Here is a 23703-nt window from a genome sequence, read left to right on the forward strand (position 1 = left end):
CCCCTTCATCGGGAGGGAGAATTTCCGGTTCAACTGAACTCGGCTTCCAGATCGGCCAGACGAGCGGCCTGATCCTCGGCGATCAGGGCGTTCAGCAGGGGGTCGATGTCGCCTTCCAGAATCTGCGGCAGGCTGTGCAGGGTCAGGCCGATGCGGTGGTCGGTCACGCGCCCCTGCGGGAAGTTGTAGGTGCGGATGCGCTCCGACCGGTCGCCGGAACCGACTTGCGACTTGCGCGCGTCCGAACGGGCGGCGTCCTTGGCCTGGCGCTGCATGTCGTACAGGCGCACGCGCAGGTTCTTCATCGCCTTGTCGCGGTTGACGTGCTGCGACTTCTCCGACGAGGTCACCATGATGCCCGTGGGCAGGTGGGTGATGCGCACGGCGGAGTCGGTCGTATTGACGTGTTGGCCACCGCTGCCCGACGAACGATAGGTGTCGATGCGGATGTCCTGATCGCGAATCTCGATCTCGACGTCCTCGACTTCGGGCAGGACCGCCACGGTCGCCGCCGAGGTATGGATGCGCCCCTGCGACTCAGTCGAGGGCACGCGCTGGACCCGGTGAACGCCGCTTTCGAACTTCAGACGGCCAAAGACGCCTTCGCCGCTGACGGTGGCGATGATCTCCTTGTAGCCGCCCGCGTCTCCCTCGGTCAGGCTGTCGATCTCGACCCGCCAGCCACGCGACTGGGCGTAGCGCGAATACATGCGGAACAGGTCGCCGGCGAACAGGGCCGCCTCGTCCCCGCCGGTGCCGGCGCGCACTTCCAGCACGGCCGAGGCGTTTTCGTCGGCGTCGCGCGGGGCCAGAAGCAGGGCGACCTCGCGCTCCAGCTCGGGCAGGCGCTCGTTCAGGGCGTCCAGTTCGTCGGCGGCCATGGCGGCCATTTCCGGATCCGAGGCCATGGTCTTCAGATCCTCGACCTCAGCGCGGGCGCGGGCCAGGGACTGCACCGCGTCGGCCACCGGCTTCAACTCGGCGTGCTCTTTCGACAGGCGCACGATCTCGGCGCCGTCCGAGGCCGCGCCCATGCGCGCCTCCACCTGGTGGAAGCGGTCGAGCACCTGATCGAGACGGGCCTGGGGCAGTCGCAAGAGAGCGTCCTTTGAAGGAAATTTCGAGCGCGGAGCCTTACTCGCCCGACCGGCCCCTGTCGATGGAAAGGCCGGAACACGCGCAGATGGAGCGATTGTGAACAGCCGTCACAAGCCCGTCAGGGCGGTTCCTTCGCAGGTGCAAACCCCCTAGCTCGACGGTGGCTGAAACAAGAACGGAGACAGGGATGTTCGATGGAAACGCGGATTCCACCGCCGGGGCGGACGCCAATGTGGCGCGGCTTTGCGCCCTCTACGACGGGCTGCTTGAGCGTTCGGACGCCGCGGTGTCGCCCGAGGCCGAGACCGAGTTGAAGGCTCTGGCCAAGATCTTCGACCTGGACGCCGACCGCCCCGCCGCCGAGCTGTGGCCCTATGTGCGCGCCGTCCTGGTGCGCCAGGCCCCGGCCGAAGCGCCGGACGTCCGGGCCGCGCCCGAGCCCATGACCGTCCTGCTGGTCGAGGACGACGCCGAGGCCGCCGCCGCCCTGACCGAGGCCCTGGACGCCGCGGGACACCGCGTGGTCGGGCCCTTCCACAGCGCCGAAGCCGCCGAGGCGGCCACCGCCCTGCACCCCATCGACGCGGCCCTGCTGGACATCAATCTTTCGGGCGAAGCCACGGGGATCGACCTGGCCCGCAGCCTGAAGGCGCGCTGGGGCGTGCCGGTCATCTTCCTGTCGGGCGACGTCAGCGCGGCCGCCGCCAACGCCGAACTGGCCGCCGCCATGGTGATCAAACCCTATACCGGCCGCGACGTGCTGGACGCTCTGGCGCGGCTGGAGCCCGCCGGCTGATCCACGCGCAACCAAAGCGCGGCTCCGGCCATTGCCACCGGGGCCGCGACCTGCGTCTGATGAGGCTTAGGGGGCTGAATGGACACTTTTTTCCTGTTTCTGCTGGTGGGCGTCCTGGCCCAGGCGGTCGACGGCGCCCTGGGCATGGCCTACGGCGTCATCTCCTCATCGGTCCTGCTGGCCCTGGGGGTGCCGCCGGCGACGGCCTCGGCCAGCGTCCACGCCGCCGAGGTCTTCACCACCGCCGCCTCGGCGGGCAGCCACGCCTGGCACAGGAATGTGGAATGGCGGCTGTTTCTGCCCTTGGCCATCGCAGGCGTGATCGGCGGGGTACTGGGGGCCTATGTCCTGACCGGCATCGACGGGGCGGTCATCAAGCCCTTCATCATCGGCTATCTGGCCCTGATCGGCGTATGGATCCTGTGGCGGGCCGGACATGACGTGCCGCACCGCCACCTGCCCGCCTGGATCACCGCCCCCATCGGCGTGGTCGGCGGCTTTCTGGACGCCGTCGGCGGCGGGGGATGGGGACCGACTGTGTCCTCCACCATGGTCGGCGCCGGACATGATCCGCGCAAGGCCATCGGCACGGTCAACACCGCCGAGTTCTTCCTGACCGTCGCCATCTCGGCCACCTTCGTCTGGGCCCTGGTGACGGGTCACTGGGAAGAGGCCGGGGCGCTGGAGAACCACCTCGCCGCCGTGGCCGGTCTGGTCGTCGGCGGCCTGATCGCCGCCCCGTTTGCGGGCCTGATCGTCAAGAAGGTGCCGCGCAAGGTTCTGACCTACGCCGTCGGCGGTCTGCTGCTGATCCTCGCCGCCTTCCAGGGCGCGCAACTGGCCGGCCTGATCGGCAAATAGAAGGGGGCGGGACCGACCCGAAGCCCGTCCCGCCCCTTCGTCTCAAGTCCTCGTCGCCATCAGACCGGCGCGGTCGCCTGGAAGCTGGGACGCTGTTCCAGCGCAGCCTGCAGAGCGACCAGATGGGGGCGGCCCGCCTTCCAGTCGTAGTCCGGGTGACGGAAGCTGATCCAGCTGACGACGATCCCGGCGCTCAGCACGCCCATGTTGAAATCCTCGGCGTCCGGCGCGGCCGCTTCCAGGGCGTCCAGGGCCCGCCCCATGTTGAAGGTCCAGCGCTCCATCCACGACGGCGAACGCTCGTGCTCGGGACGGCGCTTCTCCAGCACCAGCTTGACCCCCATCTCCAGCGCGGCGTTGGCCAGGGTCTCCAGACGCTTGACGCGCAGACGCTCGGCCCCCTCGACGGGCAGCAGGCGCGGACCGGCGCCCATGGCGTCCAGATACTCGGCGATGACCGGGCTGTCGGTCAGCGGCAGGCCGTCCTCAGCGATCAGGGTCGGCACCTGCACCACCGGATTGGTGGCCAGCAGCTCCGGCGCATTGGCGTAGGGATCGACGGCGATCTCCTCGATGCGGCCGGACAGGCCCTTTTCACGGGCGACGATGCGGACCTTGCGCGCGAAGGGCGAAGGGGTGGTGATGTAGAGCTTCATGTTTACTCGGCGGCTTTGCGCGCGGCGTCCAGTTCGGCGGCCTTGGCTTCGACCTGGGCGACGATCTCGTCGATCATGCCGTCATTGGCCTGTTTGTGGGCGATCTTGCCGTTCAGATACAGCATGCCCGAGCCCGCGCCGCCGCCGGTAAAGCCGACGTCGGTGTAAAGCGCCTCGCCCGGGCCGTTGACGACGCAGCCGATGATCGACAGCGACATGGCCGTCGAGACGTGGGCCAGCTTCTCTTCCAGGATCGCCACCGTCTCGATGACGTTGAACCCCTGACGGGCGCAGGACGGGCAGGCGATGATGTTCACCCCCCGGTGACGCAGGCCCAGCGACTTCAGAATGTCGAAGCCGACCTTGATCTCCTCGACCGGGTCGGCGGCCAGGGAGACGCGGATGGTGTCGCCGATGCCCGCCCACAGCATGCTGCCCATGCCGATGGCGGACTTGATGGTGCCGGTGCGCAAGGGTCCCGCCTCGGTCACGCCCAGGTGCAGCGGGCAGTCTATGGCCTCGGCCAGTTGCTGATAGGCGGCCACCGTCAGGAAGGGATCGGACGCCTTCACCGAGATTTTGAACTCGTGGAAGTCCAGGTCCTGCAGGATGCGGGCGTGGTTCAGTGCGCTTTCCACCATCGCATCCGGGCAGGGTTCGCCGTATTTCTCCAGCAGTTCCTTTTCCAGCGACCCGGCGTTGACGCCGATGCGCATGGAGCAGCCGTGGTCGCGGGCGGCCTGGACGACCTCCTTGACCCGATCCATCGAGCCGATGTTGCCCGGATTGATGCGCAGGCAGGCGGCGCCCGCCTGGGCCGCCTCGATGCCGCGTTTGTAGTGGAAGTGGATGTCGGCCACGAGCGGCACGCGGGCCTCACGCGCGATCGTCTTGAAGGCCGCTGTTGACTCCACGTCGGGGCAGGAGACGCGGACGATGTCGGCCCCGGCCTCTTCCAGCTGACGGATCTGCTCCAGCGTCGCGGCCGCGTCGGTCGTCGGGGTGTTGGTCATCGACTGGACGCTGATCGGGGCGTCGCCGCCGACCGGGACGGACCCCACCATGATCTGGCGGCTCTTGCGGCGCTCGATGTGGCGCCAGGGACGGATGTGGCCGAATTCGGAACTGCTCATGTCGCGCGGAACATAGGCGAGGAACGACGGCAAAACCACGACATCAGCCGCGGACCGCGACGATTCATCCGGCGGGAGCGACGGCCGGCGGCGGCGCGGCGGCTTGAGCAGCGGCCTGGGCGGCGCGGGCGCGGGCCTGGGCCTCGGCGGCTGCGGCGGCGCGAGCCTCCGACTGGCGCGCTTCGGTCTGCGCGCGGGCGTTCAGGGTCCCCAGCGGCGACTGGGCCGCAGGCAGGGCCCCGCTGTGCTCGCCGTTCAGATAGACGTCGAAGGCGGCCGGGTCCGAGACGTCGATCGTGGCCGAGAGCCCGGGGGGCGCCCGCCAGGCCTCGCCCGCCGCCAGCTGGCGCGCGAACAGGATGCGGCCGTCGCCCTGCCGCACCACCAGGGCGGCAGGCTTCTTGGCCTGAAGAATGACCTGGGACGTCGTGGCCGAGGCGCCGTAAACCGCGCCTCGCGGGTTGAAGGCGGCCTGCACCGGCGGCGCGGGAAGCACGACGGCGGCGTTGGGATCGTCCGGGTCGATACCCGTCAGCTGAGCCTCCAGCCCCGGCGTGATGTAGAGGGCCGGGGTGGTCTGGTCCGGCGGGGCGGCGCGCGGCGCGCCGAGGTACAGGGCCCGCTCGACCTCGGCGTCGGCCTCCTCGGCCCAGTTCCTGGGCACGGCGACCAGATCGGAGGGGTGCGGCGGCTCGATGCGGACCACGCGCTGGAAGACGTTCCATCCGACCACGGCCACGATCAGCACGCCCAGGGCGGCGAGGATCTTGGGCGAGGTGCGGCGCATCTGCTGCAGGGCGGCGCCGGTCGGGGCCTGAAGCGGCACGGCGGCTTCCGGGAACTCGCGCTTGAAGCGCTCGACGGCGGTCAGTTCGTCCAGCCCCAGGGCCCCCGCATAGGCGCGGACATAGCCCATGGAGAAGATGCGCGACGGCAGGACCGAGAACTCGTTCTGCTCCAGCGCCGTCAGGTAGCGCGGATGCACCCGCGTCATGGTCGACAGCTGGGCCATGGACCGGCCCGAGGCGAGGCGGGCGGCGCGCAGGGCTTCGCCCAGCGTCTCGGCGTCCTCAAGGGACGGCGCGTCCTGCCGATCCTGATCCATGCGGGGTTCCGTTGGTGCGGACGCGAAGGCGTCCTGCCCTTGGCTTAGACGAGCCCCGCCCGCCGGGCAACGCGGGAAAGCGGCTCCGCTTCGATCAAACGATGACGTTCAGCTTGCGCGCCAGGGACTCGATCTCGCCGCGCACCGACCCGGCCGAGGAGCCGAGCAGGACGTTCATGCCGCGACGGGCGGCGGGCAGGTCCGCCGACAGGATCATCCGCTTGACCGGCCCCACCCCGCCGGCGGGCGCCGACAGGCGGGTGTAGCCCAGGGTGATGAGGGCGAAGGCCTCCAGCGGACGGCCCGCCAGCTCGCCGCACACCGAAACCGGCGTGGCGCTGTCGGCGCACTTCTGCTGGATCTCGGCCAGGGCGCGCAGGGCGGGCGGCGACAGGGGGTCGTAGCGATCCGACACCAGGGGATTGGTCCGGTCGGCGGCGAACATGTACTGCAACAGGTCGTTGGTGCCGATCGAGACAAAGTCGGTCAGGGGCAGCAGGGCGTCCAGGTGCCACAGCAGGCTGGGGCATTCGACCATGGCCCCGACGCGCAGCAGGGACGGCAGGGGCCGCCCGCGACGCCGCGCCCAGTCGCACTCGACATCGACCAGTTCGCGCGCGGCGCGGAACTCGTCCACCGTGGCGATCATGGGGAACATGACGCGCAGTTCGCGCCCGGCGGCGGCGGCCAGAAGGGCGCGCACCTGCATCCGCAGCAGGGCCGGACGGTCCAGACCCAGACGGATGGCGCGACGGCCGAGCGCCGGGTTCTCCTCCCGCTCATTGTCCAGATAGGGAAGGACCTTGTCGCCGCCGATGTCGAGGGTGCGGAAGGTGACTGGTCGGTCGCCCGCCGCGTCCAGCACCAGCTTGTACAGCGCCGTCTGGGCGTCCAGGCGCGGCAGTTCGTCCGAGACCATGAACTGGAACTCGGTGCGGAACAGGCCGATGCCCTCGGCTCCGGTCGCGTCCAGGTTCTCCAGATCCACGGCCAGACCGGCGTTGGTCAGGATGGTGATGCGGGAGCCGTCCTTGGTCACCGCAGGCGTGTCGCGCAGCAGGTCGAACTCGGCCCGGCGCTGCTCGCGCAGAGCCATGCGGGTCTGAACCGCCGCCAGCATGTCGGGACGCGGCCGCAGATAGGCCTCGCCCGTCTCGCCGTCGACGATGACCTGATCGCCCTCCGACAGGCGGTCGCGCAGGCCTTGCAGGCGGCCGACGCAGGGGATCTGCAGGGCGCGGGCGACGATGGCCGCGTGGCTGGCGGCCGAGCCCTCTTCCAGCAGCAGGCCGCGCAGCTTGTGGCGCGGATACTCCAGCAGGTCGGCGGGACCGAGGTTACGGGCCACCAGAATGGCGTCGTCGGGAAGGTCGCGTTGACCCGGATTGTCGCCCGCCAGCACCCGCAGCAGACGGTTGGCCAGATCCTCGAAGTCGTGCAGCCGCTCGCGGATATAGGGGTCGCGGGCCTTGGCGAAGCGAGCGCGGTGTTCGTTGCGGACCCGGTCGACGGCCGCCTCGGCGGTCAGGCCCGAGCGCACCGCCTCCTCCAGCGACCGGTTCCAGCCCCGGTCGTCGGCGAACATGCGATAGGTCTCGAGCACCTCGAACGAGGTCCCGCCCAGCTTGCCCTGACCGCCTTCCAGCATGTCGTCGATGCCGGCCTTGAGCGCCGACAGGGCCTCGGCCAGACGCCTTTCCTCGGCGACAGGGTCGTCGGACAGCAGTTGCTCGGGCGCCAGCGGGGCCTCGTGCTGGACGACGACGCCGTAGGCCAAGCCCTCGGCGAACTTCTGGCCCTTCAGCCGTTCAGGGCGGTGGGGTGCCACCTCGACGTCGCGCAGTTCGTCCTGGGCCAGAAGCTCACCCGAGGCGACCGTCTCGGCCAGCACCATGGCGATGGTCTGGATATCCTCGACCTCTTCCTCGTCATAGCGACGGGCGGCGCGGTTCTGGACGACCAGAACCCCGATGGCCCGGCCGCCGCGCAGCAAGGGCGCGCCGAGGAAGGCGTGGAAGGGGTCTTCGCCGGTTTCCGGACGATAGGAGAAGCTGGGATGGGACGGGGCGTCCGACAGGCTGATCGGCTGGGCCAGCCGGGCCACCTCGCCGACCAGACCCTCGCCGGGCCGCAGTCGGGTGTTGTGGACGGCCTCGGGGTTCAGGCCCTGGGTGGCGAACAGCTCCAGTTCGCCCGAGGCGCGCCGCAGATAGATGGAGCAGACCTCGGCGACCATGGACTGGGCGATGACGCGCACCACCATGTCCAGCCGATCCTGCGCCGGGCCGCCGCCGGCCATGGCTTCGCGGATCTGGCGCAGGAGGTTGCGAGGCCCCCTCGTCGTCAAACCGCCCTTCACCATGCCGCCTCCCGCCTGACCGCCCCGCTGACCTCGTCAGATAGGGCGGCGTTGCTGTTTTCCTATAGGGCGTCGAGCCCGTAGGCCGCGTGCAGCGCCCGCACCGCCAGTTCGGAATAGGCGTCCTCGATCAGGACGCTGATCTTGATTTCCGAGGTCGAGATGGCCTGGAACTTGACGCCCTTGTCGGCCAGGGCCCGGAACATGGTCTGGGCCACGCCCGCGTGGCTGCGCATGCCGACGCCGATGACCGAGATCTTGGCCACGTCGGCGTCGATGCGAAGTTCCTCGAAGCCGATCTCGGCCTTGGCGGCGGTCATCATCTCGGCGGCGCGCTGGGCGTCGCGGCGACCCGTCGTGAAGGTCAGGTTCACCGCGCCCTCGGTGCGGGCCTGGCTCTGCACGATCATGTCCACATTGACGTTGGCCTCAGCCAGACGCGTGAAGACGTCGGCGGGGGCGTCGGTGCGGTCCGCCAGACCCAGCAGCGTGATCCGGGCTTCGTCCCGGCTCATGGTCACGCCGGAAACGATGCGCTTTTCCACGATCTCATCCTCGTCACAAATCAGGGTGCCGGCGTTTTCCGGCAGATTTCCATTCTCATCCGGCTCGATGAAGCTGGACAGGACCCGAACCGGGACCTGCTTGGCCATGGCCAGCTCGACCGAGCGGGTCTGCAGCACCTTGGCCCCGAGCGAGGCCATTTCCAGCATCTCCTCGTAGGAGACCTTTTCCAGGCGCCGCGCGCGGCTCTCGATGCGGGGGTCGGTCGTATAGACGCCGTCCACGTCGGTGTAGATGTCGCAAGGGGCGCCGAGCGCCGCCGCCACCGCCACCGCCGAGGTGTCGGAGCCGCCACGACCGAGCGTGGTGATGCGGCCGTCGCGGGTCACGCCCTGGAAGCCGGGCACGATGGCGATCTGGCCGCTGTCGACTGCGGCGCCCAGGACGTCGCCAGGCACGTCCTCGATGCGGGCGCGACCGTGGGCGTCGTCGGTCAGGATCGGAATCTGCCAGCCCATCCAGCTGCGCGCGTTAAGGCCCATGTTGCGCAGGGTCAGGGCCAGAAGGCCTGACGTCACCTGCTCGCCCGAGGCGACCACCACATCGTATTCGTCGTCCGACAGGGGCAGGCCCGCGGCGGCCGGTCCCGCGCCGTCGGTCCAGGCCACCAGCTCATTGGTCTTGCCGGCCATGGCGGACACCACCACGGCGATCTGTTTGCCCTTGGCGGCCTCGGCGGCGATAATTCGCGCCGCACGACGAATACGCTCGAGGTCCCCCATGGAGGTCCCCCCGAACTTCATCACCAGTCGTGTCGTTTCGGGCCGCGTCATCGTGGCGTTTCGTCCCCTGCTTGCATGGGCGGCCAAGGCGGTTCATGCCTGCGGCCATGTCCGCTTCTAACGACAGCCTTGAGCCGCGCAAACCCCAAAGCGATGAGGGTTTTTCACCCTTTGCAACCGATCGTGCCGAGGGGCCGAGCATTGATCCCGCCGATGTGGCGCGCTTTTCGGCCCAGGCGGCCGAGTGGTGGGACCCGAAAGGCCCGTTCGCGCCCCTGCATCGCTTCAATCCGGCCCGGCTGAAATTCGTCCGCGACCGGGCTGCCGAACACTATGGCCGCGACGTTCGGGCGCGGGCCCCGTTTGAGGGCCTCAGCCTGATCGACATCGGCTGCGGCGGCGGCCTGATCGCCGAACCGATGCGGCGCATGGGCTTCGAGGTCACGGCCCTGGACGCGTCGTCCGAGAACATCGGCACGGCCCGCGCCCACGCCGAACAGATGGGCCTAGACATCGCCTACCGCGCCGCCACGGTAGAACAGATGGTGGAAGCGGGCGCCGACCCCTTCGACGTGGTCCTGACCATGGAGGTGATCGAGCATGTCGCCGATCCCGAGGCCTTCGTCCGCGCCTGCTCGAAACTGATCAAGCCTGGCGGTCTGATGATCGTCGCCACCCTGAACCGCACCCTGAAGGGCCTGCTGCTGGGCAAGTTCGCCGCCGAATACGTGCTGCGCTGGGTCCCCGCCGGCACCCATGACTGGCGCCAGTTCCTCAAGCCCGAGGAGCTGCGCGCCATGCTGGACGGCGAGCCCCTGACCGTCACCGGCCCCTATGGCCTGGCCTATGATCCGCTGAACGACCGCTGGAGCGAGGGCGACGACGTGGGCATCAACTACATGATGATGGCGACGCGGGACGCGTGAAGACGCTGCGGCGCATCCTCGTCACCGGCGGGCCGGGATCGGGCAAGACCAGCCTGATCGAGGCGCTGGCGGCGGCGGGTCATGCGACCTCGCCGGAGGCGGGACGCGCGATCATCCGCCGCCAGCAGGCCATCGGCGGCCAAGCCCTGCCTTGGCGCGACCGCGCCCTGTTCGCCGAGTTGATGCTGGACCGCGATATGGACGCCTATGCCCGCGCAGAGGATACAGCCGCCCCGGTCTTCTTTGATCGCGGCGTGCCCGACGTGGTCGGCTACCTGACCCTGTGCGGCCTGCCGGTCCCGGCTCATGTCGAACGGGCGGCGCGCGAAGCCCGCTATGCAAGGCAGGCCTTCATCGCTCCGGTCTGGCCCGAGATCTTCGTTCAGGACGCCGAGCGCCGACAGGATCTGGACGAGGCGCAACGCACCTTCGACGTCATGACCGAGGTCTATCCGCGCTTCGGTTACACGCTGATCGAGTTGCCCAAGGCCCCGATCGCTGACCGGGTCGCCTTCGTGCTGGCGAACATCACCGCCTAGCCGGGCTGCTGCGTCTCGCGCAGCAGCGACAGGTCATAACCCAGGGTCTGAACCCGGTTGCGCAGGGCCTCACGGGTTTCCGCCGCGGGGCGGGCCTCGCGGCTGAGGATCCAGAGATAGCGGCCCGAGGGTTCGCCGACGATCGACCAGCTGTAGTCGTCGGCGTGGTCCAGCACCCAGTAGTCGCCGACATAGAAGGGACCGAAGAAGGAGACCTTCAGCTTGGCGTTGTCGCTGCCCTCAATGATCCTGGCGCGGGCCTCGGCCTGTTTCACGGGGCCGTCGACCGCGCCCTGGCGACAGCGGTTCAGCACGCCGATCAGGCCGTCGTCGCGCAGGCTGTAGTCGGCGGTCACCGCCTCGCAATCCTTCTGAAAGCCGGCCTCGTAGCGCGCCAGCTCGTACCAGCGGCCGAGATAGCGGTTCAGGTCCACCGACTTGGCGGGTTGCGGCACGGCGGCGTTGCCGACCGGCCCGCGTTGCAGGGTGGCGCAGGCGCCGAGGGCCAGGGCGGCGCCGGCCAGCAGGACGAGGGGAAGGGTGCGCTTGAAGCTCATGGGGTCCGAAAGGCCCGAGCCCGGCTTAAGGTTCCGCTTGGAGCGTCCGGATCATGTAGCGGGCGTCGGCGCCGTAGCTGGCCAGTTTCTCGGCCATGCCGGGCGGGTTCTGGACGACGAAGCCGTTGCGCTCCCAGAAGGCGGTCGCCTCATTGACGGCCACCAGGGCGATCTCGGGCCAGCCCGCCGCCCTCGCCTGTTCGGCCAGGCGCTCGACGATCAGGCGGGTGTAGCCGCCTCCGCGCGTGTCGGGGCGCACGGCCAGGTCGTGCAGATAGATGACCTCAGCGTCTTCCGGGACGGCGCCGATCAGGCTGTCCAGCGGCGGGGCGGCGTTGCGCTTCCACGGATAAGCCATCAGGTAGCCCATGACGGTTCCGGCGGCGTCGGACAGGACGAAGCAGCCCTCGGGCGCCAGTTGCTGACGCTCGGCGAAGCACTCGCGCGCCTCGAAATGGTCGGGAAAGGACAGGCGGGCCACCGCGACGACGCCGTCGACGTCGTCGGGCGTCATGGGTCGCCAGCTTAGCTGGGACAACGAGCGTTCAGCTCCGCCTTGTTGAAGTTCCATTCCACGCTCCGGGTCTCATCGTCGTTCGCCCCTTCGATACGGGCGGTCAGCACATCCCCCGCGCGCTGATAGAGGATGCGGTGCGGAAAGTCGTTGGCGGGATTGGCGAAAACCGCCCGCTGCGGCCCGCTTTCGATCAGGCGGAAGGGGGTCGGTCCGGCCCCGGCCGGCTGCGCGACATAGGCCAGGGCGCCGTCCTGCAGGCGGGTGATGCGCGCGAACTCGAAGCCGCTGCGGCCATTGCGCACAGTCACGGTATGACCGACCATCAGACCCGCGCGCGGGTCGCTCCAGGTCTCCGACGCCTCGCGCCCTCGCGAACAGTCCAGCCAGTAGCCGGCCAGCCACGACAGGTCGGGCGCGGGCGCCGCCTGTATCAGGGCGGCGGCCGAAAGCGCGGTCAGCAAGGCCATCGAAGTCTCCCTCATCGGTTCGGAAAGGAGCCTAGATCAATCCCGCCCGTCCCGCTTGTAGGATTGCGACGCCAACTGCCGGGCCAGTTCGATCTGATCGCGCGCCCATTCGGTGGCGGTGCAGCCGAGGAAGCGACGAAAATCGCGGGCCATCTGGGGCTGATCGAAATAGCCGGCGGCCAGACCGGCCTCCAGCCAGGAGGCGGCGTCGGCGTCCGGGCCCGTGGCATGGTCGAAAATGCGCCGGAAGCGGAAGACCGAGCGCAGGGTGCGCGGCGCCACGCCGACGCGGTCGCGGAAACGGCGTTGCAGGGCGCGGCGTTCGGCGGGGTTGAGCGCAAGCCCCTCGTTCTCGCGTTCGGCGGCGTCGACCTGGCCGCGCACGCCGGGATCGATGCGCCAACCGCCCGCCTGACGCTGAACTTCCAGCCAGTCGGCCAGAGCCGCCGCCTGGGCCGCCGGATCGCCGGACGAAGCGGTAAAGCCGCGTAGCCGCGCCGTGAGGTCCAGCCGCAGGTCCGTCGCCTCGATCAGCGGACGGGCCAGGAAGTCCCGCGCCCCGTCCGGCTCGAACTTGGCGGCGACGATCTCCACCGGGCCGACCGGACGGATGGCCATGGGCCGGGTCATCTGACCGGCGAAGATGACCGGCGGCTGGGGCCGAAAGACGCCGTCCTCGCCCGCTTCCTCGTAGGGGGCGGCCAAATCGATCACCAGTTCGGGACAGCCGTCGGGGGCGATGCGCTGCACCTCGCCGGTCGGGGTCGGCGCCGCATAGGTCCACAGGACGCGCACGAAGGGCCGCAGAGACGGCGGCGGCGCGAACTCCTGATAACGTTCCCCCTCTCCCATGCGTCAGTTCGCCTTCTTCGGGTCGGGCGGCAGGCTGGGCAGGGGAGCGCAGGGGACGCCGTCGTCCTTCAGCTTCTTCACCTCGGCGGGCGTGGCCTCGCCGTAGATCTCGCGCTTTTCGGAGCGGCCTTCATGGATGTCGCGGGCCTCGCGGGCGAAGGCGTCGCCGACATAGTCGAAATTCTGCTCGACATGGTCGCGCACCTCGCGCGCCGCCTGCATCATCATGGACTGCACCTGCTTCATGGCGTCCGGCGAAGGGGCGGTCTTCTTCGTGCCGGCGACGGACGGGGCCATGACCTGCTTGCGCACGGCCGTCGAGCCGCAGAAGGGGCACTCCACCAGACCGCGCGCGGCCTGATCGTCATAGTCGGTCGAAGAGGCGAACCAGGCCTCGAAGCCGTGGTCGTGGTCGCAGAACAGGGCGTAGCGGATCATTGCGGCGGGTCGAATTCGCGGTCGTGACGCAGGGCCGGGATGGAGGCGCGGGCGCGGTCCACGGCGCTCAGGTCCAGGGCGGCGTGCAGGACGCCGGGTTCATCGTGGTCGGCGCGGGCGATGACCTCGCCCCAGGGACCGACGATCAGGGAGCGGCCCCAGGTCTGACGACCGTCCTCGTGGGTTCCGCCCTGGGCCGGGGCCAGGACGAAGGCGCCGGTTTCGATGGCGCGGGCACGCAGGAGGGTCTCCCAGTGGGCTTCGCCGGTCGGGCGGGTGAAGGCTGCGGGGACGGCGATCATGGCCGCTCCGGCCTGGGCCAGTTGGCGATGCAGATGGGGGAAGCGCACGTCGTAGCAGATGGTCAGGCCCAGGCCGCCCCAGGGGGTGTCGGCCACGACGGCGGCGTCGCCCGGCCGCACCGAGGCGCTCTCGCGATAGGTCTCGCCATCAGCCAGATCGACATCGAAGACGTGCAGCTTGTCATAGCGGGCCGTGATCGCCCCGGTCGGGTCGATCAGCAGGGAGCGGTTGGCGGCGCGGGCGTCGCCGGGCGCGCTCGATCGCACGATGGCCGAGCCGATCAGCAGCCAGACGCCCAGTTCCACCGCCAGGGCGCGAAGGCCCAGAACCGCCGCGTCGGCCTCTTCGCTCGACAGGGCGGCGTCGCGCAGGGCCCGGCGCTGCTCGAGGAAGTTGGTCCCCTCGGGCGTCAGGATCAATTGCGCCCCGCCCGCCGCCGCCTGGCGGATCAGCGGCTCGACATGGGCCAGCCCCGCGGGCGCCGTCGCCGGCGTCCGCGCCTGGATCAGCGCGACCTCGAGCCGCTCGCCCATCAGGCCGCCAGGAGGGGATCCAGACCGCCCCTGCGGTCCAGGGCGTGGATGTCGTCCGAGCCGCCGACGTGCTGGCCGTTGATGAAGATCTGCGGGAAGGTGGCCTTGCCGCCCGAACGCGCGACCATCTCGGCCTTCTTTTCCGGGTCGTTCGAGGCGACGATCTCGGTGAACTCGGCGCCCTTGCGGGTGAGCAGGCCCATGGCGGCGACGCAATAGGGGCAACCGGGCTTGGTGTAGATGACGACTTCGGCCAACTCAGGAACTCCTTGAACTGCAGGCTAGCCCCCTACTTAGGCGGTTCGCGCGCGGTTCGCACCCTCGCGATCACCGCCAGGTCCACGGCGCGGGCTCCGACCTCCATCAATACCCGCGCGCAGGCCTCGGCCGTGGCCCCGGTCGTCAGGACGTCATCGATCACCAGGATGCGCCGCCCCTTGATCCGGCGACGCCCGGCCTCGGTTACGGCGAAGGCCTTTTTCACGTTCAGCCGCCGTCCGCGCGCCGACTTGCCGCCCTGGCTGGCGGTCGGGGCGCTGCGGATCAGGGCGTCGGGCAGGTAGTCGAGCCCGGCATGGCGGGCCAGCGGCCGCGCCACCTCGGCGGCCTGATTGAAGCGCCGCGCCAGCAGGCGGGACCGGTGCAGGGGCACGGGAACCACGGCGTCCGCCTCGCCCACCACGTCGGCGGCCGAGCGAGCGATCCAGCGGGCGAACAGGGGCGCGAACTGCTGCTGGTCGCCGTGCTTGAACTTGAGGATCAGCCCCCGCGAGGCCTCGTCGTAGACGCAGGCCGCCCGCGCCCGGGCGAAGGCGTAGGGCTGGACCTGACAGGCCAGACAGCGGTCGGAGGCGAAGTCGCCGCCGTCATATTCAAAGGCCGCGCCGCAGCCGTCGCAGACGGGCGCTTCCAGAAAGGCCACCCGGCTCCAGGCGTCGGGCGTCAGGCCCGCCGAGGCCGTGGCCTCGCGGCTGTCGTGCGCCGTGGGCGGCAGCAGAATATCCAGCAGACCGCGCCCCGCATCGCGCGCGCGGGATGCTATAGGCGCGATCACGCCTTTCATTCGACCCTGCCAGCCCCCATCCTGAACCGACATGAGCGCCCCCTCCTCCGGTCCCCCGATCATCTTCGACGCCGCCCGCCGCGCCGCGCGCCTGAGCCGCGCCGCCCGACGTTTCCCCGACGCCGACTTCCTGCACTTGCGCGCCGCCGAGAACGCGGTGAACAGCCTGGAGGTGATCCTGCGCGAGTTTCAGGCCCCCGTCGACCTGTCCCCCCATCCGGGCGTCTTCGCCCGCGCGGTGGCCGACAGTTCGGCGCGTGAGCGGGTGGCGGAGGTGCGCACCGTGGGGTCCGTTTCCGAACGCGCCGCGCCCGGGGCCGGGCCTCTGGGGCTGGAGGACCAGTCGGCGGACCTGATCGTCAACCTGCTGGGTCTGCATTGGGCCAACGACCTGCCCGGCGCGCTCAGCCAGATCCGGCGCGCCCTGAGGCCCGACGGCCTGTTCGTGGCCAGCCTGTTCGGGGCCGCGACGCTGAAGGAGTTGCGCGGGGTGCTGACCGAGGCCGAGCTGGAGGTCAACGGCGGGGCCCAGGCCCGCGTCTCGCCCTTCGCCGACGGCTTCGACGGGGCGGGCCTACTGCAAAGAGCGGGCTTCGCCCTGCCGGTCAGCGACGTGGACCGGGTGACGGTGCGCTATGGCGACCCCTTCGCCCTGATGCGCGACCTGCGGGCCATGGGCGAGACCAATGTGCTGGCGGGGCCGATCAAGCCCCTGAGCCGCGCCGTTCTGGCCCGCGCGGCGCAGCTTTACGCCGAGCGCCACGCCGAGGCGGACGGGCGCATCCCGGCGACCTTCGAGATGGTGCACCTGGCCGGCTGGGCCCCGCACGAGAGCCAGCAGAAGCCGGCCCGACGCGGCTCGGCCAAGACCCGTCTGGCGGACGCGCTCGGCGTCAGGGAACAGACCGGTCGGACCTGAGGCCGCCGTCAGGCGCCGCCGATGGCCGAGGAGATGGTTTCGCTGATGTAGTCGTACATGGCCCCGGTCCGCGCGGTGAAGACGCCGATGGCGGCAATGATGGCCACAAAGATCAGGCTGGCGATCAGGCCGTACTCAATGGCCGTGGCGCCGCTGTCGTCGTGAAGGAACCGGCCGATGAAACGTCGCATCCCGGCCCCTCCCTCGGCGCCTGATCAGAGCAGATCGCGCAACCAGGCGACCAGAGGTTCGTCAGCCGGCGGCATGGGATAGTCCGACAGCTTGTTCGGCTTCACCCAGGCCAGACCCGCATGTTCACGGGCGGTGACCACGCCGGACCAACGCCGGCACAGATACAGTGGCATCAAGAGATGAAATGAATCGTAAGCGTGACTGGTAAACACGAAGGGTGCCAGGCAGGCCTCGTTCACGTCGATGTCCAGCTCTTCCTTCAGCTCACGGATCAGGGCTGCTTCCGGCCGCTCGCCCGGCTCGACCTTGCCGCCGGGAAATTCCCACAGCCCGGCCAGTTGCTTGCCCTCGGGCCGCTTGGCGATCAGCACGCGGCCGTCGGGGTCGATCAGGGCGACGGCGACGACGAGAACGGTGGGGACGGCGGCGGCTTCGCTCACGAGCGATAGTCCCCGTTGATCTCGATGTAGCGCTTGGTCAGATCGCAGGTCCAGACCGTGGCCGAGGCCCGGCCCGAGGCCACGTTCACAGTGATGTCGATCTCGGCGTTCTTCATGTAGGCGCTCATCCTGGCCTCGTCGTAGTCCGGGGCCGGGGCGCCGTCGATGGCCGCCGTGTGCGGGCCGAACCGGATGGCCAGACGGTCGCGGTCGACGGCCTCCTCGGTCTTGCCCACAGCCATGACGATACGGCCCCAGTTGGCGTCCTCGCCGGCGATGGCGGTCTTGACCAGGGGGCTGTCGGCGATCGACTTGGCCAGCTTGCGGGCCGAGGCGGGGCTGGCGGCGCCGTCCACGGTGACGCGCACGAACTTGGTCGCGCCCTCGCCGTCCTTGACCAGCTGGTGGGCCAGATCGAGCATGACCTGGTCCAGGGCGGCGGAGAAGTCCTTGAGGCGGCGGTCGCCGACCCGGCCGATGCGCGGCGCGCCCGAGGCGCCGGTGGCGAACAGAAGGGCCGTGTCGTTGGTCGAGGTGTCGCCGTCCACCGTCACGCTGTTGAAGGTGGTGCGGACGTGCAGGTTCAGCAGGGCCTTCAGCACCGGCGGCGCGATATCAGCGTCGGTGACGATGAAGGCCAGCATGGTCGCCATGTCGGGCGCGATCATGCCCGAACCCTTGGCGATGCCGGCGATCCTGACCTTGACGCCCTCGATCTCGCATTCCGCAAAGGAGCCCTTGGGGAAGGTGTCCGTGGTCATGATGCCGAGGCCGGCCTGAGCCCAGGCGTCGGCCTTCAGGCCCGCCTTGATGTCGGGCAGGCGGGCGGTGATCTTGGTCTCGTCCAGCACCACCCCGATCACGCCCGTCGAGGCCAGCATGACGTCGCGCTGGCGACAGTCGAAGCGCTTGGCGACTTCCGACGCCGTGCGGCGCGCGGCGTCGGCGCCCGCCTTGCCGGTGAAGGCGTTGGCGCAGCCGGCGTTGACGACCAGGGCCTTGACCCCCTCGCCGCCCTTGTCGGCGTCCAGCTGGCGCTTGCACCAGTCGACCGGCGCCGAGCCCACCTTGTGGCGAGTGAAGACCCCGGCGCAGGACGCGCCTTCCGGGAAGCGGAAGACCACCAGGTCGTCGCGCTCGTGCTTGTAGAAGCCGGCGCGGGCGGTGGCGATCTCGACCCCGCCGATGGGCGGAATGGTCGGGAAGGGCACGGCCAGGGGCGAGATCATCAGGCCGGGCTTGCCGGGCGCCGCGGCCTTGGCCGGCTGGGTGGCGCGCTTGAGGGCAGAGGCCAGCGGATCCAGGGCCTTTTCGATGGCGGATTCGATCATCTGGCCGGTCGAGCCGGATTTGGCGGGCGGACGGTTCATGAGGCGACGGTTCCGGCGGGAGGAGCGGAGGAAGCAGCGGGCGCAGGCTCGACAGCCGGTTGCGCCGCCGGCTTGGCGGGATTGAGGAAGACCTCGACGGCGGCCTTGCCGCGCAACTGCTCCAGCAACTGGCGCACGCCCTCATAGGTCAGGTAGCGGACGATCAGGGGGCGGGCCTGATCCAGGCTCGGCGGGGTCTCCAGACGACGATCCTCGATGCGCAGCACGGCCCAGCCGCTCTCGGTCTGGACCGGGCCGACCACGGCGCCGGGGGCCTGACCGCGCAGGGCGGCGGCGTAGGCGTCGGGCAGGACGTCCAGCGTCGAATAGCCCAGGTCGCCGCCGGAATAGCGGGTGGCGTCATCGACCGAGCGCTGGGCGGCCACGGCCTCGAAAGCGGCCCCCTGCCCCAGGACCCCGACCACGGCGTCGGCCTGTTCCTTGGTGTGCGACAGGATCAGACGGACGCGGACCTCCTCGGTCGTCTGGGCGCGGCGCTGCTGCTCCTGATAGAGCCGCTCGACCGCCTGATCGGACACGGCGCCGCTGACGACGGATTCCACCAGCATGTCGCCGAGGATGCGTTCGTGCACGGCCTCCAGCCGACGCTGGGCGGCCGGGCTCTTGTCCAGGCCACGACGGCGCGCCTCGGCGGCCAGCAGCTTCTGGTCGACCACCTCGTCCAGCACGCGGCGGAACAGCTCGGACTTGACGTCCAGCGGCTCGCCTTCGCCGATCAGCCCCTGGGCCACCGCCTCGCGGCGCACGTCCGAAGCCCAGACCGAACGGTCCAGCACCCGCGCGACCACCAGATCATTCTTCTCCGGCGGAGTTTCCGCATCGCCGCGCCCGCAGGCGGCCGTCAGGGTCAGGGCCAGCAGGGCCGACGCCAGCACGGGCCGCAAGGATCTGGACAGGGGGCGCGAAAGACGCATCTGGCGCTCCGTGCGGGGCGAAAAACAGGGACGGGACGGCCCGTCTCGGCAAGCCGTTGAAAGCCCCTCGCGTTGACAGGGGTTAGGGCGGTGCTTAAGTCCCGGCTGCGCCCAAGTCGAGGGGTTTTCGATCGTCTGCGCGGCCCCTGCGCACGCCTCGTATTTCGAGGGTCGTTGGGACCGAGGTCGATCTGGGCCTTTGATCACGGCGCTTCCTGTTTTCAGAGCCTCAGCCGCTCGACCGCCTTACCGGATCGCCCATGCTCGGCTTCGCCAAGAAACTTCTCGGTTCCTCCAACGACCGCAAGGTCAAGACCTTCATGGGTCAGGTCGAGAAGATCAACGCCCTGGAATCCAAGTTCGAGGCCTTCTCGGACAACGAGCTGCGCATGATGACGCAGACCTTCAAGGACCGCATCGAAGCCGGCGAAAGCCTCGACAAGCTGCAGACCGAAGCCTTCGCCGTGGTGCGCGAGGCGTCCAAGCGGGTCATGGGCCAGCGTCAGTACGACGTGCAGATGACCGGCGGCATGATCCTGCATGAAGGCGGCATCGCCGAGATGCGGACCGGCGAAGGCAAGACCCTGGTGGCCGTGGCCCCGGTCTATCTGAACGCCCTGGCGGGCAAAGGCGTCCACGTCGTCACCGTCAACGACTACCTGGCGCGCCGCGACGCCGAGACGATGGGCAAGGTCTATCGCTTCCTCGGTCTGGACGTGGGCGTCATCGTCAACGGTCTGAGCCAGGGCCAGCGCCAGGCGGCCTACAACGCCGACATCACCTACGGCACCAACAACGAATTCGGCTTCGACTATCTGCGCGACAATCTGGTCTATGACCGTCGCGAGATGGTGCAGCGCGGCCACCACTTCGCCATCGTCGACGAGGTCGACTCCATCCTGATCGACGAGGCGCGCACGCCGCTGATCATCTCGGGCCCGACCGAGGACCGTTCGGACCTCTACAAGATCGTCGACGGCATCGTGAAGGAACTGATCCTCGACAAGGCCACCTACGACCTCGACGAGAAACAGCGCCAGGCCCTGCTGACCGAGCTGGGCTCGGAGCGCGTCGAGGAGATGCTGGAGGCCGGCGGCCACTTCGCCGAGGACACCACCGACCTCTATGACCCGGGCAACGTCAGCCTGGTCCACCACGTCAACCAGGCCCTGCGCGCCAACACCCTGTACACGCGCGACAAGGACTACATCATCAAGGGCGGCGAGATCGTCCTGATCGACGAATACACCGGCCGCATGATGACGGGCCGTCGCCTGTCCGAAGGTCTTCACCAGGCCATCGAGGCCAAGGAAGACGTCAAGATCATGCCCGAGAACCAGACCCTGGCCTCGGTCACCATCCAGAACTACTTCCGCCTCTACGAAAAGCTGTCCGGCATGACCGGCACGGCCGCGACCGAGGCCCAGGAATTCCTCGACATCTACAAGATGGACGTCCTGGAAGTGCCGACCAACCGTCCGATCCAGCGCAAGGACTACGACGACGAGGTCTATCGCACCTTCAAGGAAAAGAACGCGGCCATCGCCGCCCAGATCGCCGAGTGCCACGTCAAGGGCCAGCCCATCCTGGTCGGCACCGTCTCGATCGAGAACTCGGAAGAACTGTCCAAGGTCCTCGACGCCTATGAATACAAGGTCGAGACCGGCCGCACCCTCAAGGCCGAGTACGCCGGGCGCGAGAAGGAAGCGCAGAAGGTCGGCAACGACGCCTATGACATCACCTACGCCACCGGCCGCGGCATTCCGCACAACGTCCTGAACGCGCGCCAGCACGAGCAGGAAGCCTATATCGTCGCTGACGCCGGCCTGCCGGGCGCGGTGACCATCGCCACCAACATGGCCGGTCGCGGCACCGACATCCAGCTGGGCGGCAACCTGGAAATGCGCATCCAGCGCTGGGTCCAGGAACAGCGCAACATGGCCGTCGAGGTGACGCCGGAAATGCTGGCCGTCGTCGAGGCCGAGTACAGGTCCGAGATCGCCGTGAACCGCGAGGCGGCCCTGGCCGCAGGCGGCCTGTTCGTCCTGGGCACCGAGCGCCACGAGAGCCGCCGCATCGACAACCAGCTGCGCGGCCGCACCGGCCGCCAGGGCGACCCCGGCACCTCGAAATTCTATCTATCGTGCGAAGACGACCTGCTGCGCATCTTCGCCGGCGATCGCCTGGACGCCATCATGAAGTCGTTCGGCGTGGCCGAGGGCGAGGCCATCAGCCACCCCTGGCTGAACCGCGCCGTCGAAACCGCTCAGAAGCGCGTCGAAGCCCGCAACTACGACATGCGCAAGAACGTGCTGAAGTACGACGACGTCGTGAACGACCAGCGCAAGGCCGTGTTCGAACAGCGTCAGGAGTTCATGGACTCCCAGGATCTGTCGGAACTGGTCACCGACTTCCGCCTCGACGTCGTCTCCGACCTGGTCGAACGCTACATGCCGCCCAAGGCCTATGCCGAGCAGTGGGACATGGACGGCCTGGACGAGAAGGTCCGCTCCACCCTGGGCCTGGAGCTGCCGCTCAAGGACTGGGCCGCCGAGGAAGGCGTCTCGAACGAAGAGATCGAGGAGCGCATCAACGCCGCCGCCGACGCCCGCGCGGCCGAGCGTCTGGAAATGATCGGCGCCGACCAGACCCGTGGTCTGGAAAAGCAGTTCATGCTGCAGATGATCGACATGCAGTGGCGCGAGCACCTGGTCCACCTGGACCACCTGCGCGGCGTCATCGGCCTGCGCGGTTACGGCCAGCGCGACCCGCTGAACGAATACAAGACCGAAGCCTTCAACCTGTTCGAGACGCTGCTGCACGACCTGCGCCACAACGTCACCCGCTGGCTGATGACGGTCGAGTTCCGCTTCGAGGCCCCGCCGGCGATGGAGATGCCCGAGTTCCAGGAAATCCACCTGAACCCCGGCACCGGCGAAAACGAGATGGCCAACCCGTCGGCCCAGAACCCGGAAGGCATGCTGACCGGCGACGATCGTTCCAAACTGCCGGTCGAGGCCCTGCCCGTCGGCTGGGAACGCACCAGCCGCAACGCCGACTGCCCCTGCGGCTCGGGCCGCAAGTTCAAGCACTGCCACGGTAGTTTGATCTAGAAATCATGAGGCGGGTTCGCGAAAGCGGCCCGCCTCTTTTCTGTTGGGCCGCCCGCCGATCCGGGTAAGGTCGCGGGATGAGCTACAAGCCCCTCTTCTCGCGCGCCCTGGGTCTGGATCCCGAGCGGCTGCATTTCGCCGCCCACAGCCATCACCTGTGGCCCGACGCCAGCTTCGACGCCCAGGTCCAGGCCTGGGCCGAGGCCAACCGCTTCGCCGACCGCAAGTGGGACCTGGTCTTCGGCGAGGTCATTCCCGAGGCGCAGCAGCACGTGGCGAAGGAGCTGAACCTGCCCTCGCCCGACAGCCTGATCTTCACCTCCAACACCCATGACCTGCTGATCCGCCTCGTCTCCGGGGTCGAGAAGAAGCCGGTGCGCATCCTGTCCACCGACGGCGAATTCCACTCCTTCCGCCGCCAGTCCGAACGCTGGGAGGAGGCCGGCGAGGCCGTGGTCACGCGCGTGCCGCTGCAGCCCTTCAATACCTTCGCCGAGCGCTTCGTCGCGGCGGCCCGTGCGGGCGGGCATGACCTGATCCTGGTCAGCCAGGTCTTCTTCCGCACCGGGCAGGTGTTCGACGCCATCCCCGAGTTGGCGGAACTGGCCGATCCGGCGGGACCGTGGGTGGTCATCGACGGCTATCACGGCTTCATGGCGACCCCGACCGACCTGTCGGCGGTGGCGGACAAGGTCTTCTATCTGGCGGGCGGCTACAAATACGCCATGGCGGGCGAAGGGGCCTGCTTCCTGCATTCCCCGCCCGGCTTCTGCCCGCGCCCGGTCATCACCGGCTGGTTCGCCGAGTTCGGCCATCTGGAAGGCCCGCCCGGCGGGGTCCAGTACCGCACCGACGGCGGCCGCTTCTGGGGCGCGACCTTCGACGTCAGCGCGCTGTATCGCCTCAACGCCGTGCGCCGGATGCTGGACGAGCAGGGCCTGACCACCGCCGAGATCGCCGCCCATGCGCGCGGCCTGCAGGCCCGGTTCCAGACGGCGGTCCAGAACGGGAAGGCCGACGCCCTGTCTCAGGCCGAGATCCTCAACCCGGTCGAGGGCGATGCCCCCCGCGCCCGCTTCCTGGCCCTGCGTTCCAACGAAGCCTCGCGCTGGAAGGCCGACCTGCAGCACATGAACGTGGTCACCGACGTGCGCGACGACGTGATCCGCTTCGGCTTCAGCCTGTATCAGTCCGAAGAAGACGTGGAGCGGCTGATCCACGCCTGCGCCCGCCTGACCTGAGGTG

At 69.2% G+C, this 23703-nt stretch carries 26 protein-coding genes; 8 read left to right on the forward strand and 18 right to left on the reverse strand.

Annotation, left to right across the window (positions count from 1 at the left end):
* Nucleotides 1-29: 29 nt before the first annotated feature.
* The gene (prfA, locus tag ACFYLW_RS10850; RefSeq protein WP_312066014.1) at nucleotides 30-1097 is read right to left on the reverse strand and encodes a peptide chain release factor 1; all 1068 of its coding nucleotides are present in this window, start codon (nucleotides 1095-1097) and stop codon (nucleotides 30-32) included.
* A 188-nt stretch (nucleotides 1098-1285) separates the two neighbouring features.
* On the opposite strand from prfA, the gene ACFYLW_RS10855 reads away from it, so the two are divergent.
* Together ACFYLW_RS10855 and ACFYLW_RS10860 are read left to right on the forward strand one after the other, a co-directional pair.
* On the forward strand, nucleotides 1286-1894 hold the full coding sequence (locus ACFYLW_RS10855; protein ID WP_312066012.1) for a response regulator: 609 nt from the start codon (nucleotides 1286-1288) through the stop codon (nucleotides 1892-1894).
* Nucleotides 1895-1972: 78 nt separating this feature from the next.
* Nucleotides 1973-2755, forward strand: coding sequence for a sulfite exporter TauE/SafE family protein (locus ACFYLW_RS10860; protein WP_292085148.1), 783 nt, complete (start codon nucleotides 1973-1975; stop codon nucleotides 2753-2755).
* A gap of 59 nt (nucleotides 2756-2814) precedes the next feature.
* On the opposite strand, the gene ACFYLW_RS10865 is transcribed toward ACFYLW_RS10860, so the two are convergent.
* The 5 genes from ACFYLW_RS10865 to ACFYLW_RS10885 all read right to left on the reverse strand — a co-directional run bounded on the left by ACFYLW_RS10865 (nucleotide 2815) and on the right by ACFYLW_RS10885 (nucleotide 9345).
* The gene (locus tag ACFYLW_RS10865) at nucleotides 2815-3411 is read right to left on the reverse strand and encodes a glutathione S-transferase N-terminal domain-containing protein (protein WP_312066010.1); all 597 of its coding nucleotides are present in this window, start codon (nucleotides 3409-3411) and stop codon (nucleotides 2815-2817) included.
* A 2-nt stretch (nucleotides 3412-3413) separates the two neighbouring features.
* Nucleotides 3414-4544, reverse strand: coding sequence for a flavodoxin-dependent (E)-4-hydroxy-3-methylbut-2-enyl-diphosphate synthase (gene ispG, locus ACFYLW_RS10870; RefSeq protein ID WP_312066008.1), 1131 nt, complete (start codon nucleotides 4542-4544; stop codon nucleotides 3414-3416).
* A 64-nt stretch (nucleotides 4545-4608) separates the two neighbouring features.
* The gene (locus ACFYLW_RS10875) at nucleotides 4609-5649 is read right to left on the reverse strand and encodes a helix-turn-helix domain-containing protein (protein ID WP_313471891.1); all 1041 of its coding nucleotides are present in this window, start codon (nucleotides 5647-5649) and stop codon (nucleotides 4609-4611) included.
* A gap of 94 nt (nucleotides 5650-5743) precedes the next feature.
* Complete coding sequence (gene ptsP, locus ACFYLW_RS10880) at nucleotides 5744-8011, reverse strand: phosphoenolpyruvate--protein phosphotransferase (RefSeq protein WP_292085140.1); 2268 nt, start codon at nucleotides 8009-8011, stop codon at nucleotides 5744-5746.
* A 59-nt stretch (nucleotides 8012-8070) separates the two neighbouring features.
* A complete protein-coding gene (locus ACFYLW_RS10885) occupies nucleotides 8071-9345 on the reverse strand; it encodes an aspartate kinase (protein ID WP_292085139.1) in 1275 nt (424 codons plus the stop codon).
* On the opposite strand from ACFYLW_RS10885, the gene ACFYLW_RS10890 reads away from it, so the two are divergent.
* The 3 genes from ACFYLW_RS10890 to ACFYLW_RS10900 are packed head-to-tail and all read left to right on the forward strand — an operon-like array spanning nucleotide 9293 to nucleotide 10759.
* Complete coding sequence (locus ACFYLW_RS10890; RefSeq protein WP_255413100.1) at nucleotides 9293-9415, forward strand: hypothetical protein; 123 nt, start codon at nucleotides 9293-9295, stop codon at nucleotides 9413-9415. The genes ACFYLW_RS10885 and ACFYLW_RS10890 overlap by 53 nt on opposite strands.
* Nucleotides 9402-10220 (forward strand): bifunctional 2-polyprenyl-6-hydroxyphenol methylase/3-demethylubiquinol 3-O-methyltransferase UbiG, encoded by an 819-nt coding sequence (ubiG, locus tag ACFYLW_RS10895; RefSeq protein ID WP_313471890.1) that lies wholly within the window; start codon nucleotides 9402-9404, stop codon nucleotides 10218-10220. Before ACFYLW_RS10890 ends, ubiG begins: the two co-directional genes overlap by 14 nt.
* Nucleotides 10217-10759, forward strand: coding sequence for an AAA family ATPase (locus ACFYLW_RS10900; protein ID WP_312065267.1), 543 nt, complete (start codon nucleotides 10217-10219; stop codon nucleotides 10757-10759). The genes ubiG and ACFYLW_RS10900 overlap by 4 nt, the downstream gene beginning before the upstream one ends.
* Here the strand turns inward: ACFYLW_RS10900 and ACFYLW_RS10905 are convergent.
* From ACFYLW_RS10905 to ACFYLW_RS10940, 8 genes are read right to left on the reverse strand one after another with little or no spacing between them, the layout of a single operon-like run.
* Nucleotides 10756-11316: a lipocalin family protein gene (locus ACFYLW_RS10905; RefSeq protein ID WP_312065266.1), complete on the reverse strand. Its 561-nt coding sequence runs from the start codon at nucleotides 11314-11316 to the stop codon at nucleotides 10756-10758. The genes ACFYLW_RS10900 and ACFYLW_RS10905 overlap by 4 nt on opposite strands.
* Before the next feature lie 25 nt (nucleotides 11317-11341).
* Nucleotides 11342-11830, reverse strand: a complete 489-nt coding sequence (locus ACFYLW_RS10910; protein ID WP_312065265.1) for a GNAT family N-acetyltransferase — start codon at nucleotides 11828-11830, stop codon at nucleotides 11342-11344.
* Nucleotides 11831-11841: 11 nt separating this feature from the next.
* Nucleotides 11842-12300 (reverse strand): DUF6265 family protein, encoded by a 459-nt coding sequence (locus tag ACFYLW_RS10915; RefSeq protein ID WP_312065264.1) that lies wholly within the window; start codon nucleotides 12298-12300, stop codon nucleotides 11842-11844.
* Nucleotides 12301-12336: 36 nt separating this feature from the next.
* On the reverse strand, nucleotides 12337-13152 hold the full coding sequence (locus ACFYLW_RS10920; RefSeq protein ID WP_312065263.1) for a helix-turn-helix domain-containing protein: 816 nt from the start codon (nucleotides 13150-13152) through the stop codon (nucleotides 12337-12339).
* Between the two features lie 3 nt (nucleotides 13153-13155).
* The gene (locus ACFYLW_RS10925; RefSeq protein ID WP_312065262.1) at nucleotides 13156-13590 is read right to left on the reverse strand and encodes a DUF1178 family protein; all 435 of its coding nucleotides are present in this window, start codon (nucleotides 13588-13590) and stop codon (nucleotides 13156-13158) included.
* Nucleotides 13587-14426 carry a carbon-nitrogen hydrolase family protein gene (locus tag ACFYLW_RS10930; protein ID WP_312065261.1) on the reverse strand — a complete coding sequence of 280 codons (840 nt, stop codon included), beginning with the start codon at nucleotides 14424-14426 and terminating at the stop codon, nucleotides 13587-13589. Before ACFYLW_RS10930 ends, ACFYLW_RS10925 begins: the two co-directional genes overlap by 4 nt.
* The gene (gene grxC / locus ACFYLW_RS10935; RefSeq protein WP_312065260.1) at nucleotides 14426-14683 is read right to left on the reverse strand and encodes a glutaredoxin 3; all 258 of its coding nucleotides are present in this window, start codon (nucleotides 14681-14683) and stop codon (nucleotides 14426-14428) included. Before grxC ends, ACFYLW_RS10930 begins: the two co-directional genes overlap by 1 nt.
* Before the next feature lie 32 nt (nucleotides 14684-14715).
* Nucleotides 14716-15522, reverse strand: coding sequence for a ComF family protein (locus tag ACFYLW_RS10940; RefSeq protein ID WP_312065259.1), 807 nt, complete (start codon nucleotides 15520-15522; stop codon nucleotides 14716-14718).
* Between ACFYLW_RS10940 and ACFYLW_RS10945 the strand changes: the two genes are divergently transcribed.
* A complete protein-coding gene (locus ACFYLW_RS10945; protein ID WP_312065258.1) occupies nucleotides 15521-16408 on the forward strand; it encodes a methyltransferase domain-containing protein in 888 nt (295 codons plus the stop codon). The genes ACFYLW_RS10940 and ACFYLW_RS10945 overlap by 2 nt on opposite strands.
* 8 nt (nucleotides 16409-16416) lie before the next feature.
* On the opposite strand, the gene ACFYLW_RS10950 is transcribed toward ACFYLW_RS10945, so the two are convergent.
* The 4 genes from ACFYLW_RS10950 to ACFYLW_RS10965 are packed head-to-tail and all read right to left on the reverse strand — an operon-like array spanning nucleotide 16417 to nucleotide 19345.
* Nucleotides 16417-16599 (reverse strand): Flp family type IVb pilin, encoded by a 183-nt coding sequence (locus ACFYLW_RS10950; protein WP_312065257.1) that lies wholly within the window; start codon nucleotides 16597-16599, stop codon nucleotides 16417-16419.
* 24 nt (nucleotides 16600-16623) lie between these two features.
* Complete coding sequence (locus ACFYLW_RS10955; protein ID WP_312065256.1) at nucleotides 16624-17040, reverse strand: (deoxy)nucleoside triphosphate pyrophosphohydrolase; 417 nt, start codon at nucleotides 17038-17040, stop codon at nucleotides 16624-16626.
* A complete protein-coding gene (gene argJ / locus ACFYLW_RS10960; RefSeq protein ID WP_312065255.1) occupies nucleotides 17037-18410 on the reverse strand; it encodes a bifunctional glutamate N-acetyltransferase/amino-acid acetyltransferase ArgJ in 1374 nt (457 codons plus the stop codon). The genes ACFYLW_RS10955 and argJ overlap by 4 nt, the downstream gene beginning before the upstream one ends.
* Nucleotides 18407-19345, reverse strand: a complete 939-nt coding sequence (locus tag ACFYLW_RS10965; protein ID WP_292085124.1) for a peptidylprolyl isomerase — start codon at nucleotides 19343-19345, stop codon at nucleotides 18407-18409. The genes argJ and ACFYLW_RS10965 overlap by 4 nt, the downstream gene beginning before the upstream one ends.
* 260 nt (nucleotides 19346-19605) lie before the next feature.
* Here ACFYLW_RS10965 and secA point away from each other — a divergent pair, with 260 nt between their 5' ends.
* On the forward strand, nucleotides 19606-22458 hold the full coding sequence (secA, locus tag ACFYLW_RS10970; protein ID WP_313471888.1) for a preprotein translocase subunit SecA: 2853 nt from the start codon (nucleotides 19606-19608) through the stop codon (nucleotides 22456-22458).
* 77 nt (nucleotides 22459-22535) lie between these two features.
* A complete protein-coding gene (locus ACFYLW_RS10975; protein ID WP_312065253.1) occupies nucleotides 22536-23699 on the forward strand; it encodes an aminotransferase class V-fold PLP-dependent enzyme in 1164 nt (387 codons plus the stop codon).
* Nucleotides 23700-23703 lie beyond the last annotated feature (4 nt).

The organism is Brevundimonas sp. NPDC007368 (assembly GCF_042869015.1).
In the GTDB taxonomy this organism is placed as follows: domain Bacteria; phylum Pseudomonadota; class Alphaproteobacteria; order Caulobacterales; family Caulobacteraceae; genus Brevundimonas.

Excerpts from the sequence above, each read along its gene's own strand:
- ACFYLW_RS10965 (WP_292085124.1), bottom strand. The coding sequence starts at position 19,345 with ATGCGTCTTTCGCGCCCCCTGTCCAGATCCTTGCGGCCCGTGCTGGCG.
- ACFYLW_RS10920 (WP_312065263.1), bottom strand. The coding sequence starts at position 13,152 with ATGGGAGAGGGGGAACGTTATCAGGAGTTCGCGCCGCCGCCGTCTCTG.
- ACFYLW_RS10885 (WP_292085139.1), bottom strand. The coding sequence starts at position 9,345 with ATGACGCGGCCCGAAACGACACGACTGGTGATGAAGTTCGGGGGGACC.
- ubiG (WP_313471890.1), top strand. The coding sequence starts at position 9,402 with ATGTCCGCTTCTAACGACAGCCTTGAGCCGCGCAAACCCCAAAGCGAT.
- ACFYLW_RS10910 (WP_312065265.1), bottom strand. The coding sequence starts at position 11,830 with ATGACGCCCGACGACGTCGACGGCGTCGTCGCGGTGGCCCGCCTGTCC.
- ACFYLW_RS10905 (WP_312065266.1), bottom strand. The coding sequence starts at position 11,316 with ATGAGCTTCAAGCGCACCCTTCCCCTCGTCCTGCTGGCCGGCGCCGCC.
- ptsP (WP_292085140.1), bottom strand. The coding sequence starts at position 8,011 with ATGGTGAAGGGCGGTTTGACGACGAGGGGGCCTCGCAACCTCCTGCGC.
- ACFYLW_RS10865 (WP_312066010.1), bottom strand. The coding sequence starts at position 3,411 with ATGAAGCTCTACATCACCACCCCTTCGCCCTTCGCGCGCAAGGTCCGC.
- ACFYLW_RS10945 (WP_312065258.1), top strand. The coding sequence starts at position 15,521 with ATGAGCGCCCCCTCCTCCGGTCCCCCGATCATCTTCGACGCCGCCCGC.
- ACFYLW_RS10855 (WP_312066012.1), top strand. The coding sequence starts at position 1,286 with ATGTTCGATGGAAACGCGGATTCCACCGCCGGGGCGGACGCCAATGTG.
- ACFYLW_RS10875 (WP_313471891.1), bottom strand. The coding sequence starts at position 5,649 with ATGGATCAGGATCGGCAGGACGCGCCGTCCCTTGAGGACGCCGAGACG.
- ACFYLW_RS10930 (WP_312065261.1), bottom strand. The coding sequence starts at position 14,426 with ATGGGCGAGCGGCTCGAGGTCGCGCTGATCCAGGCGCGGACGCCGGCG.
- ACFYLW_RS10915 (WP_312065264.1), bottom strand. The coding sequence starts at position 12,300 with ATGGCCTTGCTGACCGCGCTTTCGGCCGCCGCCCTGATACAGGCGGCG.
- ACFYLW_RS10950 (WP_312065257.1), bottom strand. The coding sequence starts at position 16,599 with ATGCGACGTTTCATCGGCCGGTTCCTTCACGACGACAGCGGCGCCACG.
- ACFYLW_RS10940 (WP_312065259.1), bottom strand. The coding sequence starts at position 15,522 with ATGTCGGTTCAGGATGGGGGCTGGCAGGGTCGAATGAAAGGCGTGATC.
- ACFYLW_RS10975 (WP_312065253.1), top strand. The coding sequence starts at position 22,536 with ATGAGCTACAAGCCCCTCTTCTCGCGCGCCCTGGGTCTGGATCCCGAG.
- ACFYLW_RS10925 (WP_312065262.1), bottom strand. The coding sequence starts at position 13,590 with ATGATCCGCTACGCCCTGTTCTGCGACCACGACCACGGCTTCGAGGCC.
- secA (WP_313471888.1), top strand. The coding sequence starts at position 19,606 with ATGCTCGGCTTCGCCAAGAAACTTCTCGGTTCCTCCAACGACCGCAAG.
- argJ (WP_312065255.1), bottom strand. The coding sequence starts at position 18,410 with ATGAACCGTCCGCCCGCCAAATCCGGCTCGACCGGCCAGATGATCGAA.
- ACFYLW_RS10890 (WP_255413100.1), top strand. The coding sequence starts at position 9,293 with ATGGAGGTCCCCCCGAACTTCATCACCAGTCGTGTCGTTTCGGGCCGC.
- ispG (WP_312066008.1), bottom strand. The coding sequence starts at position 4,544 with ATGAGCAGTTCCGAATTCGGCCACATCCGTCCCTGGCGCCACATCGAG.
- ACFYLW_RS10860 (WP_292085148.1), top strand. The coding sequence starts at position 1,973 with ATGGACACTTTTTTCCTGTTTCTGCTGGTGGGCGTCCTGGCCCAGGCG.